This window comes from Alcaligenes sp. RM2 (assembly GCF_052931795.1).
In genome coordinates this window covers 324,560-337,682 of sequence record NZ_JBRFIO010000003.1, presented here as the reverse complement: position 1 = coordinate 337,682, position 13,123 = coordinate 324,560, and the positions used below count along the sequence as shown (strand labels likewise).

The following is a 13,123-nucleotide window of genomic DNA, read 5'->3' as shown; positions in this document are numbered from 1 at the left end:
AGGCCTGAGCATGTTTCGCAATCAATACTTGCAGCAAGTGGCAGGGCGGACAACAATAAAGCATCCACCCATTCTTTAAACTTGAAATAAAAGTAGCATGCCCCCCGCAACATCTCCTGCCTTACTGCCCCGTCACCTTGCCATTATGTTGCTGTTAATGCTGGGCAGCTCCTTCGCCGCCAACCATATCGCGGCCAAAGTGGCGCTGGACCATGGCACCGGGCTGATCATCTCGGTTATCTTTCGCTCGGCCGCGGCCACCCTGGCCTTGAGCATGCTACTGATCTGGCGCAAGCAAGCCCTGTATGTGCCCCGTCAGTATCTGGGCTGGCAACTGATGCTGGGCGGGCTGATCACCATGCAGTGCATGCTGATTTATTCCTCCATTGCCCGTATCCCCGTCGCCTTGGCCTTGCTGGTGGCCAATATGTACCCGATTCTGCTGGCGCTACTGACCTGGATACTGGGCGGGCACAAACCCACGCGCAAAACCTCCATCATCATGATGGCAATTCTGGTCGGCCTCTTGTTGGCGCTGGACGCTCCCAGTCTGATCAAGGGCGCAACGCTGGATGGGCAGTGGGTCCTGGGCGTGGTTTGCAGCCTGCTGACCGCCCTGACCTTTGCGATTGGACTGTGGATTACAGAAAATAAACTGGCGCCCTTGCCCGGCCTGGTACGCAGTTTCTGTACCATCAGCCAAACTTTGGTCTGCCTGATTGCACTTAGCCCTCTGGGACTGCTGCCCGGTGGCTCTTCGCTGCCCCACGACGCTGTAGGCTGGATTGCCCTGTCGCTGGTCTGTGTGCTGTACACCACGGGCTTTGTGACCCTGTTTGTGCTGGCTCCCCGCCTGGACATGACACGCAATGCGCCCTTCATGAATATGGAGCCGGTGGCCTCGCTGATTCTGGGCTGGCTGATTCTGAAACAAACCTTGAACTCCACCCAATTGCTGGGTGGCGCGGTGGTGCTGAGCGGGATTGTGGCATTGGCCTACCAGCGCGCCCCACGCAAGTAAGTCTCAGGCTCTGGACAGAAGGCGCTGCCAAACACGGGGCAGCACCTCTATCAAATCCTCCGGGATCAATCCGGGACCAAACTCCAGGGCGGCCTGTGAATGCAGCCAGACAGCCGCCCCCGCCGCTTCAAAGGCAGGCATGCCTTGGGTCAGCAAGCCACAGACCAGACCCGCCAACACATCCCCGCTGCCTCCAGTGGCCAACCACGGCGGGGCGCAGGCATTGATCAAGGCCCGCCCATCGGGCGCGGCAATAACAGTATCTGCTCCCTTCAACACCAGCACGGCACCACATTGCGTAGCAGCCAGTCGCGCCGCTTCCAGACGATCCGGCACTTCCTCAAAAACGCGGGCAAACTCGCCCGCATGAGGGGTCAACACGCACTGCTCATGCAAGGCATCCCATAACTCCTGGGGCTGTGCTGCAAAGCTGCTGATGGCGTCCGCATCCAGAACACAAGGTCGCCCCGTTGCCAGCAAAGCCAAAGTCAGGCGACGGGTTTGCTCGCCCAGTCCCGCACCCGGCCCCACCAGCCAGGCGCGAATGCGCTCGTCCGTGGTCAGAGTGTCATCCAAGGGGGCCACCATGATGCTGTCCAGTGCCCCGGCGTACACCGACCAGACCGAGGGTGGCACAGCCATGCTGACCAGTCCGGCTCCAGCGCGCTGTGCTGCACGAGCCGCCAGACGGCTGGCTCCGGTCATCCGTTCGCCCCCGACCACCAAAGCGTGCCCACGCGTGTATTTATGGCTCTGGGCGCCCAACTGCGGCAGATGAGCCTGCCACAAGGCAGGTTCATTCAACCAGGTATTGGCCTCTTGCAAGGCCGGCGCTGGCATACCGATTTCGGCCAGCTCAAGCTTGCCGCACAAGGCACGGCCCGGATACAGCACATGGCCCGGCTTGTAGCGCACAAAGCTGACTGTCACCGTGGCAGGGGCGACCACACCGCGCACCTGCCCGCTGGCCCCATCCAGGCCCGATGGCACGTCAATGGCACATACAGGAACCTTGGAAGCCGCCAAAGCCTGAATCAAGGCGGCTGTCTCGCCCTCTACATCACGATCCAGGCCTGCTCCCAGCAAACCATCCACCACCACGGAAAAACGTCGAAAGTCCGGACACTGACTTTCCCAGCGACCCTGCCATTGCGTTTGCGCCCAGGCGGCCGTACCCTGCCGTACAGACGGGTCCACCAGACTGAACACGGAAACCACCCGCCCCTGCTCGCGCAGAATTTGCGCCGCCACCAAGGCATCCCCGCCGTTATTACCCGGCCCGCACAAGAACAGCACCGCTCCTTGCGGCCAATGGCGCTGCACGGTACGCGCCACCGCACTGGCAGCGGCCTGCATCAATTGCTCGATGGATACCCCGAAAGCCGGAGCGGCTGCATCCATGCTGGCGCACTGTGCCGGACTGTACAGGGCCTGTTTTCCGGGCGCGGCACTCAGGGGCAAAAAACCATATTGGGACACAAAGGGCATGGCAGGCTCACAAAGACAGAAATCAAAACGTCCCTACGCTGCACGGGCTGGTCACCCGCTGGCGGCCTGCTGAAAACAGAAGGCGTCAGGTCCTGGGCGGCCTGGAGACAAAAAAAGAACGGGTCGCCGCCCGTTCTCTTATCTTAGTGCGAAAAGTCTGAATGCAGAACTGTCGCAACAGCCACCACCTAGGCCGACGGCTGTTCTTGTCTATCCTTGACAGAGCCGACGGACAGCTCACGCGGTACCTCCACCCCGTTCTTGATCGCAATGATCTCGGCCATGATGCTGACGGCAATCTCTGCCGGGGTCTTGCTACCTATATACAAGCCAATCGGACCTTTGAGCTTGTCGATTTCCTCGGCCGTCAGATCAAAGTGCTCGGCCAAGCGTTCGCGCCGGCTCTGGTTATTACGTCGCGAACCAATCGCCCCCACATAAAAGGCACTGCTCTTGAGCGCCTCCAGCAAGGCCATATCATCCAGCTTGGGATCGTGCGTCAGGGCCACAATGGCCGTACGCCGATCCGGCACGCAAGCAATGACCTCATCATCCGGCATGCCCTTAACTACACGCGCACCCGCTACGCTCCAGCCTTGAATATGCTCGCTGCGCGGATCGCAGACCGTCACATCAAAGCCGTTGAACAAGGCAATGGTCGCCACGTACTCGGACAGTTGCCCACCACCGATCAGCAAGAGCCGATAGGACGGGCCAAAAGTCACCGACAGGCGGTCCTCGCTTAAATGCAAGGCAGCCGGAACACGGGTGGCACTGCCCCAGGCACGGCCAGTTTGCAGATCCACATGACGTTGCACCAGATGGCGCTGCTCCAGCAAGCTCAGCAATTCCGACATTGCTTGCGGGCAGGGATTGAACTCCACCAGCAAACGGATCGTGCCGCCGCAAGGCAGGCCAAAGCGATGCGCCTCATCCGCGCTGACGCCATACGTCAGCATCTGAGGACAGCCATCGCCATGCAGGCGCTTATCCGCCCCTTCGGGTTCGTGATAGGCACGGATCAGATCGTCCTCGATACAACCACCCGAGACCGACCCGACCACCGCCCCACCTTTTTCCAGAGCCATGATGGAACCCTCTGGACGGGGGGACGAGCCCCAGGTCTGCACAACCGTAACCAAAATGGCATCACGTCCTTGTGCGCGCCACTCGTGCAACTGGCGCAATACCCTGACATCCAGGCTCTCCATATGTGTCTCCAGTCTTTCCTGTGTTTATTTGAATACCGGCATACCGCCACCCTCGCCCGAATCATCAAACGGATTCAGGTCGGCACCGTATTCGTCCTGCATTTCGATCGTGACTGTATTGGGATCAACTTGGGCGCCCGTTCCCTTGTAATGCGTCACCATGCCGGGGAACAGCAACACCACAGCAATCATGACAATCTGGATGCAGATAAAGGGTACGGAGCCCCAGTAAATGTCGCCTGTGGCCACACCCGGGATCTTCTTCTTGGTCACTTTGTCGATGTAATCATCCTTGGGCGCCACCGAGCGTAAATAAAATAGTGAGAAGCCAAATGGTGGATGCATAAAGGATGTTTGCATATTAACGGCCAAGAGCACGCCAAACCAGATTAAATCGATGCCCATCTTGTCGGCCACCGGCCCCAGCAAAGGCACGATGATGAATGCCAGTTCGAAGAAATCCAGGAAAAAGGCCAGTACAAACACCAGCACACTGACCAGAATCAGGAAGCCGTATTCACCGCCAGGCAGGTCAATCAGCAGGTGCTCCACCCACAAGTCGCCATCCACGCCACGGAAAGTCAGCGAGAAGATGGTGGAACCGATCAGAATGAACATCACGAAGCAGGACAGCTTGGCCGTGGTATCCATGGCTTGCTTGAGCAGATCGGTGCTCAGACGACGACGGCTGACCGCCATCAGAATAGCACCGACTGCGCCCATCGCACCGCCTTCCGTGGGGGTGGCAATACCCAGGAAAATGGTGCCCAGCACCAGAAAGATCAGGCCCAGGGGCGGGATCATCACAAACACCACGCGTTCTGCCAGCACCGACAAAAAGCCCAACTTCAGCCATTTATTGATCAGAGCCAACACGAACGCCACACCACCTACCAGCAAAATGCAGATAATGACCTTCTCATCTACAGGGCCGTTGGGATCAACCCAAAACTCGTCCAAGATATACCCGGCCACCAGCGAGATCAGCAGCAGCACACACAAGGAGCGCGCACCGGAACGGCCATTGGCCTCCGAATAAGTGCGATGTTCGGCAGGAATCGGTGGCACATCCTTGGGACGCAGCACGGCCAGAATCAGGATGTAAAGCAGATAAGCGCCTGTCAGCACCAGACCAGGCACCATGGCACCACGGTACATATCGCCTACCGAACGGCCCAACTGGTCAGCCAGCACAATCAGCACCAGCGACGGCGGAATAATCTGCGACAAGGTGCCTGAAGCGGCAATCACGCCCGTGGCCAGTCTGCGGCTATAACCGTAGCGCAACATGATGGGCAAGGAGATCAGGCCCATGGAGATCACCGAGGCTGACACCACACCTGTGGTTGCAGCCAGCATGGCACCCACAAACACCACGGCAATGGCCAGACCACCAGGCATGGAACCAAACAGCTGACCAATCGTATCGAGCAGGTCTTCTGCCATGCCGGAGCGTTCCAGAATCAGCCCCATGAAGGTAAAGAAGGGAATGGCCAGCAAAGTATCGTTGGCCATGATGCCAAACACACGCAGCGGCAGCGCCTGGAACAGGGACCAGTTGAACAGGCCCATTTCCACACCGATCAGACCGAACACCATACCGTTGGCGGCCAGCGCAAAGGCAACCGGAAAGCCCAGCAGCAAGAAAACAATCAGCGACGCAAACATCACTGGCGCCATATTGGCGACAAATAAATCCATCATGATCTGGTTCAGCCTTTGTGTTGATGCGCTAACTTGGCCTCGGCTTGCCGAGCAATTTCTTCAGCCAGCAGCTCTTCGGGCGATTTTTCCTGCAACTTCTTGTTGGGGTTGGGGCAGGCACCGCGCAAGAAACCAATGCACTTGATCAGGTGCGAGATCCCCTGCAAGGAAATCAGGGCAAAGCCGATGGGAATAATCAATTTGGCAGGCCAGCGAATCAGGCCACCGGAATTAGAAGACACTTCCTGGCTCAGGTAGGAGTCCATGAACACCGGCCAGGACAAGGCCATGATGGCAATACAGGCCGGCAGCATGAACAGCACCACACACGCGGCTTCGATCACAATCTGCTTGCGCTCGGACAGGCGTGAGGCCAGCACATCCACACGCACGTGCTCATTGCGCAAGAAGGTATAGCCGCCCGTCAGCAGGAACAAGGCGCCAAACAGATACCACTGCACCTCCAGCCAGGCATTGGAGCTGGAGTCAAAGAACTTGCGTGCGATGGCGTTATAGGAGCTGATCAAGACAACCAGCAGAACCACCCACATGACCACCCGGCCACATAGCTGATTCAGGCTGTCGATCGCCCTGGATAGTTTGAGTAAAGATTGCATCAATCCCCCAGATTTTCTGCGTTGAAGTTAGTTGGAATCTAATGAGACCGAAAACGGGTGGCACGCTTTTCAACTGCATCCAGCAGGAAGTACAGCGCCAGTCCCATGACGGCCAGAATGAACAGGGCGGAGAACACCCGCACCGTGTCGAACACCCCTTGGGCGCTCATGATCACAAAGCCCAGGCCACGCTGGGAGGACACGAACTCGCCCACAATGGCCCCTACCAAAGCCAGGGACAGAGCCACTTTCAGGCCCGCCATGATCGATGGCAGCGCAGAGGGCAGGCGCACTTTGAAAAACAGGGCAACCGGCCCGCCTTTCAAAACCCGGCCCAGGTCCAGAATGTCGGGCGAGACCGAGCGTAAGCCTTGCACCGTATCCACAATCACGGCAAAGACGGCGATCAGAAAAGCAATGGCCACCTTGGGCTCGTAGCCGGTACCCATCCAGACCACGAACAGCGGTGCCAAAGCCACTTTGGGAATGCTGTTGAAACCCACAATCAGGGGATAGCAAAAACGCTCGAAGAGCGGTGAACCCACGAGGGCGACGGCAATCAGCACGCCGCCTACGGCGGCCAATACAAATCCAGCCAGCGTGATGCCGAGCGTGTATAACGCTTGACCCATGTACCAACCCAGTTCGCCATACAAATCCTCCAGAATCAGCGAGGGGCGCGGCAAAATCACTTCCCGCACCTGACCCAGCCAACAAATTAATTCCCATGCCAACAGCACCACGACGGTAGAGACCACGCCCGCCAACCAGCTGGGCATGGAACTCAAGGCTTTATTCATGGCTGTCTCCTGCACCATCGGCAATGCCGAACAATTGACGGATATGAGCGACATGCCGGCCGAACTCCGGGGTCTCGCGCAAGGACAGCGGGCGCGGACGAGGAAAGTCGATCTTGATCTGCTCCAGAATGCGGCCTGGACGAGACGAGAACACCAGCACGGTATCGCCCAGGAAAACGGCTTCGGCAATGCCGTGCGTCACAAACAAGGTGGTGTTGCCCGTTTTCATCCAGATGCGCTGCAGCTCGGCGTTCATGTTGTCGCGCGTCAGTGCATCCAGCGCACCGAAAGGCTCATCCATCAGCAGCAGGCGCGGATCATCCACCAGGGCACGGCAAATGGAGGCCCGCTGGCGCATGCCGCCGGATAACTGGCGTGGATAGCTGTCGGCAAACTGGGACAGGCCGGTCAAGGCCAACAATTGGTCCACCTTGTCCAGATAATCGGCCGTGCGCTTGCCGGCAAACTCCAAAGGCAAAAGAATGTTGTCGCGTATGCTGCGCCACTCCAGCAAGGCATCGCGCTGGAACACCATGCCCACCTGGTCGGGCGGGCCGCTGACGGGTTGCTGGTCTACCGTCAGGGAGCCGCTGCTGATGTTTTCCAGCCCGGCCACGCAACGCAGGAAGGTGCTTTTCCCGCAGCCGCTGGGGCCCAGAATGCTGATGAACTGGCCTGGTTGAATATCGACATTGATGCCGTCCAGCGCCAGCACATCACGCGCGCCCTCAAAGCGCTTGCGCACATCTTGAGAAAGTACCCGCGCCGCCATTACTTCAGCTCCAGACTGCTCAGGGATTGCGGGGTGACCACGCCGGACTGGTAATAGTCCGTGGCCTTCTGACCGGCAGGAATCAGCTCTACCCGTTCCAGCGTGGCAACTGTCTTGTCCCAGTCCGCAGGCTGGTTCACGCCGATACTGCCTTGCTCGACAGCGGGGCCAAAGTAGGTTTTAAGAATGTTCAGCTGGTCCAGCAAAATGGCTTTGTCCAAACGCGCATTGGGGCGTTGCGCCACAATCGCATCCACCGCTTCTTGCTCGTGACCGCTGTAAATGTAGTTCCAGGACTTGGCCACCACATTGGAAAAAGTCGCCAGCTCCTGTCCCCGGCTGGCTAGCTTGGCTTCGCTGGTGAACAGGCCAAAGCTGACCATATCCAGGCCGTGCTGGGCGAAAGGAATGGCATTGGAGGCGCGCTGACGCGACACCGAAGCCAGTACAAATGGAATGGTGGAGATCACGGCATCGGCCCGCCCCACCGCATAGGTCGCTGCCTTGCCAGCCGCATCCACACTCAGCAGATCCACATCGCTGCGACGCAAGCCGCCCGCTGCCAGAAACGCATCGACAAAAGGCGCTTCCAGAGAACCGGCGGTATAGGCGATCTTGCGTCCCTTCAAACCCTCCGGCCCGCTAATACCCGAATCCTTGGGCACCAGCACGCCGATATCGCTGGACGTGGCAAAGGTGGCCAGCCCTTTGACTGGCAAGCCTTTGCTGCGTGCAATCACCATGGAGGCCAGCGCTGCCTGGCCCACATCAAAGCGATCACTGCCACCCACGATCTGCACCGCCGTGACAGAACCGTTGCCATCTTCCAGCCGTACATCCAGGCCAGCCTGCTTGAACCAGCCCTTTTCCACGGCCAGATGAAACGGTGCATGGACGGCCCAAGGGGTCCAGTCCAGCTTTACATTCAAGGGCTCGGCTGCCGCCCCCCAGGTGCTCAACAAGAAGGTGGCCCCGATTGCGAGGCGCACACGTCCCCCCAAAGCTTTACGCTCCGTCATCTCCTTACCCCCGTTTTATTTATCGTCTTGCGTCGTCTATGCGCTTATGAGCGCCGGAAAAGTCCCTTGAAGCGGTCCCACAAAATGCTGAAGAACATCTTGACCGGATTGAACTCGGCCACCACCGGCTCTTCGCCTTCGGCCAGCGGTTTTTCCAGGCGCAGGTTCACGTTCTTGCCGAACTCCGCAATCATGCGGCGCACGAAATCCTGAACCAGCCCGGAGCGCGAAAACTGCGCCAGTGGCCCTTGCAGCGAATACACCAGCTCCACTTCCACGCAGCTGCGCGCTTCGCCATCCGGCTTGACCTGAAAGCTGACATCGCCACGGGCACGCGATTGGCTCAAGGAGTCCACGCCCTCACCGCGCAGCACGGCAGCACGGCGTTCGTTATCCTCTTCCAACGTGGCATTACCCTTGAAGGCAGCCGACATGGGGCCAAATTTGATGGCGATCTTGCCCTGTACCGTGGCCCCTTCCTGGGACTCGATCATCGCGCCGGGCAGACAGCCCGCCACTTTGGGCAAATCCTTCATGAAAGCCCAAACCTGATCGGCCGGGAAACGGGCATCAAAACCACCTTGAATAGCCTGGCCCTTGCCCTTGCCCTTGTCGGCACTGCCGGACGCGGCAGGTGCAGCAGCGGCCACCGGAGCGGGCGTCTGCACTTCTTCCTGTACCGCTTCAAAAGTCGTAAAGCCGTTCTGGTTCCAGTCTTGCTGCACGTTCTGCACCACGGCAGCGCGCAAGGCTTCTACCCGGGCATCGGGCTGATCGCGCAGGGCTTGCAGCACGGACAGAATGGCGGCTGTAATGCCTTGATAGCCGGTGCAGCGACAAATATTGCCGGACAACTCAATACGCACACGGGCTTCATCTGCATCGGGCAAACGCAGCACGATGTCGCGGCTGGTCGCCAACATGCCAGGCGTACAGAAGCCGCATTGCAAGGCGTGTTTTTCCGAGAAAGCCGTACGTAGACGGCTCATGATCGGATCGTCGTCGTAGCCTTCTACGGTGGTGACTTCGTGGCCATCACAAGCACCGGCAAAAGTGATGCAGGAGCGCACTGGACGGCCATCCACCAGCACCGTACATGCGCCGCACACACCGTGTTCACAGCTCAGGTTGGTGCCGGTCAAACGGCTTTTCTCGCGGATGAAATCACCCAGATGGGTGCGCGGTTCGGCCTCGTGCTTTTGCTGACGGCCGTTAACTTGAATCGAGATTTCTGCCATGTCTTAACCTTTCACACCCAGCGCTTGCTTCAGGCTGCGCTCTACTACCGTACGGAACAGCACCTGATGAGCTTCATCCCGTTGTGCCAGATACGGCTGCAAGGCCGCTGCAATCGTGTCCCCTTCCAGGACGGCGGCCCCTTGTGCAGCCACGTTCACGGCCAGCTCGGGCAAAGAGCGCGGAGCGCCTTCCATGGCTCCAATCACTACGCGCGCCGTGCGGGTTGCCGGGTCGAAATAGCAGGCACAACTGGCATCGGCAAACTCGCCCACTTTGCGGGTAAATTTGTAATAACCCCAACGGGCCGAACCGGACACTTCAGGTACATCCACAGACTCGATGAACTCACCGGCTTCCAGCACCGTGGTGTAGGCAGCCAGCATGAATTCGCTCATGGGAACCGTACGGCTGCCTTGGGTTCCACGCACATTGATGCGTGCGCCCAGGGCGGCACAGGTCAGCACCCAGTCTGCCGCCGGGTCCGCATGGGCCAGGCTGCCACCCAAGGTGCCGCGATTACGCACACCCCGGTAAGCAATGCGGCCTGCCACTTTCTGCATCATGTGGCCGCGCAGCAGTTCGTGAATGCCATCTTCAATCTGGGCGTGAGTCACAGCAGCGCCGATACGCACTTGCCCTTTATTGGCCGTTACCTGTCGCAGCTCGGGCACTGCCGACACATCCAGCACACGGCCAGGGCGCACCAGACGCAGATTCAACATGGGGCCCAGGGACTGGCTACCGCCCATCAAGCGCACGGCGGAAGGGTCGCTGCCATAAGCGTCCTGGATCTGTTTCAGGCTCTGGGCCTGTTCATACTCAAACTTGGCGGCCTTCATGCCTGAACCTCCGACACGGGCTGTTTATCTTGCTGATTGGCGGGCTGTGCTGCAGCGCGGATGGCGCTTAGCAGTCGATGCGGTGTCACGGGGGTATGTGAGACCTGTGCTCCCGTGGAGCGCAAGGCATTATTGATGGCCGACATGATGGCGGCAGGAGGGGCAATCGCCCCGCCCTCGCCCATGCCCTTGGCACCAAACTCGGTATTGGGCGATGGGCTTTCCATGTGTTCGATATGAATATTGGGCACTTCGCAGGCACCGGGCATGACGTAGTCTGCCAGGGTCGATGCCAGCGGCTGAGCAAACTCGTCGTAGGGCATTTCTTCGTACAAGGCGGTGCCGATCCCCTGGGCAATCCCGCCTATGGTCTGGCCTTCCACAATCATTGGGTTGATCATGACGCCGCAATCTTCCACCACCACGTACTTGAGCACTTCCACCCCGCCAGTCTTTGGATCGACAGCCACCACCACGGCATTGCTGGCGTAGGTGAAGCTGCCGGTATCGACTTTGGGTTTGTAACCTACGGATAGCTCCAGACCTTGCGGGTCCACGTCCTCGGGCAAATGCTGCGGATTGATGTACCAGGCATCCGCCACTTGGGCGATGCTGACCTGGCGCCCCTCGGCGCTGAACATATCGCCTTGATGCTGAATGCTATCCACATCGGCTTTCAGCATATGCGCGGCAATCTTGCGCACGCGCGGCAGCAGCTCTTTACAGGCCTTGGACACCGCACCGCCAGACATCACCAGGGAGCGCGAGGCATACGTGCCGGTAGAGAATGGCGTGCGGCCCGTATCGCCGTGCACCACTTTGATCTTGGCCACGGGAATACCCAGAATTTCGCTGGCGATCTGGGCAAACGAGGTTTCCATACCCTGGCCGTGCGAGTGCACACCCACACGCACTTCCAGCCCACCGTCCGGGGTCATGCGTACAAAAGCCTGATCAAAACCCGGAATCACCGCAGTGCCCCAACTGGCGAACACGGACGTACCGTGTGCGGACTGCTCGGTATAAGAAGCCACACCCAGACCAATCAGGCGACCATCGGGCTCACCCTTGGCCTGACGAGCCAGCACAGCCTCCACATCCACCGCAGCCAGAGCGCGGCGCAGGCTTTCTGGATAGTTGCCCGAGTCGTAGTGCTTGTTGGCCACGTTGACGTAAGGCATTTGCTCGCCTTGCACCAGGTTCATCAAGCGAATTTCCCAGGAGGGCTTACCGACCGCCAGGGCGATCTGATCCATCATCTGTTCAATGGCCAGGCAGACACCCGTACGGGCTACGCCACGGTACGGCATGAAGCCTGGTTTGTTGGTGCCCACACCGCGTGTGCGGCAGCGGTAGCCACGAAAATCGTAAGGACCGGGCAAGTTGCCCAGGGCCTGGCCTACTTCCAAACCCACGGTAAAGGGCCAGACCGAGTAAGCGCCACCATCAATATCAATTTCAGCATCCAGCGCCAGCAGGCGGCCTTCATTGCTGATGTGTGCTTTCAGGCGGTATTGGTGTTCACGGGTATTGGCGCCAGCAATCAAGTGCTCACGGCGGTCTTCCATGAAACGAAATGGCTTGCGGAAGGTCTTGGCCAACCAGGCCACGCACAGCTCTTCCTGATGCAGCACGCATTTATAACCAAAAGCGCCGCCCACATCGGGAGAAATCACACGCACCTGCGCCTGATCCATACCCAGGAACTGGGCAATGCCTGTGCGGTGCATGTGCGGAATCTGACTGCCGCAATACACCACCAGTTGATCGGCCTGGAAATCCCAATAGGCCAGAACGGCCTTGCCTTCCATCGGCAACATGCACTGACGTGACAGGCTGACCGAGTGCTCGATCACGCGATCGGCACGGGCGGCATGCTCTTCAAAGGCCACGTCCGAGCGCAGTGTCACAAACACATTATCCTGCCAGCCTTCATGCAACAGATCACCCTGCGCGGCCAGCGAGGCCGGCACACTGCCGTAAACCGGCAGTTCGTCGTACAGCGCTTCAATCTCCTCCAGAACGTCCTCGGCCACGGCGCGGCTTTCACCAAAGGCCATGGCAACCGGCTCGCCCACATAACGCACACTGCCCGAGGCCAGCGGCGGCATGCTGGAGGCCTGATAACTGGGCAAGGTGGAAGCGGCGTAAATATCCAGACAGTCCGGCATATCGGCACGGGTAATAACCTGCGCACGTGCGCTGTCTTCAATACTGATCTGACGGATTCGGGCATGCGCCATGGGGCTGCGCAGGAAGGCGACTTCCTGCAGCCCCGGCATGGTCATGTTTCCGATGAAGTTGCCCCGGCCATTGAGATGGCGCGCATCCTCCTTGCGAAGAATACGCGCACCCACTCCTTGGCCACCCAGGCTTGACGGGTGACTGTGCTGACTCATTTCACTACCTTAAG

At 59.1% G+C, this 13,123-nt stretch carries 11 protein-coding genes; 1 reads left to right on the top strand and 10 read right to left on the bottom strand.

Features of this window, described 5'->3' with window-relative positions; genetic code table 11:
• The first annotated feature begins 97 nt into the window (after window positions 1–97).
• The gene (locus ACU6HM_RS13225; RefSeq protein ID WP_250756060.1) at window positions 98–1,021 is read left to right on the top strand and encodes an EamA family transporter; all 924 of its coding nucleotides are present in this window, start codon (window positions 98–100) and stop codon (window positions 1,019–1,021) included.
• Window positions 1,022–1,024: 3 nt separating this feature from the next.
• On the opposite strand, the gene ACU6HM_RS13220 is transcribed toward ACU6HM_RS13225, so the two are convergent.
• From ACU6HM_RS13220 to ACU6HM_RS13175, 10 genes are all read right to left on the bottom strand, one after another.
• A complete protein-coding gene (locus ACU6HM_RS13220; protein ID WP_446763928.1) occupies window positions 1,025–2,509 on the bottom strand; it encodes an NAD(P)H-hydrate dehydratase in 1,485 nt (494 codons plus the stop codon).
• 188 nt (window positions 2,510–2,697) lie between these two features.
• Window positions 2,698–3,720: an XdhC family protein gene (locus tag ACU6HM_RS13215; RefSeq protein ID WP_446763927.1), complete on the bottom strand. Its 1,023-nt coding sequence runs from the start codon at window positions 3,718–3,720 to the stop codon at window positions 2,698–2,700.
• Window positions 3,721–3,744: 24 nt separating this feature from the next.
• The gene (locus ACU6HM_RS13210) at window positions 3,745–5,421 is read right to left on the bottom strand and encodes a TRAP transporter large permease (protein WP_446763948.1); all 1,677 of its coding nucleotides are present in this window, start codon (window positions 5,419–5,421) and stop codon (window positions 3,745–3,747) included.
• An 11-nt stretch (window positions 5,422–5,432) separates the two neighbouring features.
• The gene (locus ACU6HM_RS13205) at window positions 5,433–6,041 is read right to left on the bottom strand and encodes a TRAP transporter small permease subunit (RefSeq protein WP_446763926.1); all 609 of its coding nucleotides are present in this window, start codon (window positions 6,039–6,041) and stop codon (window positions 5,433–5,435) included.
• Window positions 6,042–6,079: 38 nt separating this feature from the next.
• Entirely contained in the window at window positions 6,080–6,841 is a 762-nt protein-coding gene (locus ACU6HM_RS13200) for an ABC transporter permease (protein WP_226348412.1), read from the bottom strand.
• Window positions 6,834–7,613 carry an ABC transporter ATP-binding protein gene (locus ACU6HM_RS13195; RefSeq protein ID WP_009464036.1) on the bottom strand — a complete coding sequence of 260 codons (780 nt, stop codon included), beginning with the start codon at window positions 7,611–7,613 and terminating at the stop codon, window positions 6,834–6,836. The genes ACU6HM_RS13200 and ACU6HM_RS13195 overlap by 8 nt, the downstream gene beginning before the upstream one ends.
• Window positions 7,613–8,632 (bottom strand): ABC transporter substrate-binding protein, encoded by a 1,020-nt coding sequence (locus ACU6HM_RS13190; protein ID WP_137431454.1) that lies wholly within the window; start codon window positions 8,630–8,632, stop codon window positions 7,613–7,615. Before ACU6HM_RS13190 ends, ACU6HM_RS13195 begins: the two co-directional genes overlap by 1 nt.
• Before the next feature lie 44 nt (window positions 8,633–8,676).
• Window positions 8,677–9,870 (bottom strand): xanthine dehydrogenase family Fe-S subunit, encoded by a 1,194-nt coding sequence (locus ACU6HM_RS13185; protein WP_446763925.1) that lies wholly within the window; start codon window positions 9,868–9,870, stop codon window positions 8,677–8,679.
• A 3-nt stretch (window positions 9,871–9,873) separates the two neighbouring features.
• Window positions 9,874–10,710, bottom strand: a complete 837-nt coding sequence (locus ACU6HM_RS13180) for an FAD binding domain-containing protein (protein WP_336974770.1) — start codon at window positions 10,708–10,710, stop codon at window positions 9,874–9,876.
• Window positions 10,707–13,109: a xanthine dehydrogenase family protein molybdopterin-binding subunit gene (locus ACU6HM_RS13175; RefSeq protein ID WP_446763924.1), complete on the bottom strand. Its 2,403-nt coding sequence runs from the start codon at window positions 13,107–13,109 to the stop codon at window positions 10,707–10,709. The genes ACU6HM_RS13180 and ACU6HM_RS13175 overlap by 4 nt, the downstream gene beginning before the upstream one ends.
• Between the last annotated feature and the right edge of the window lie 14 nt (window positions 13,110–13,123).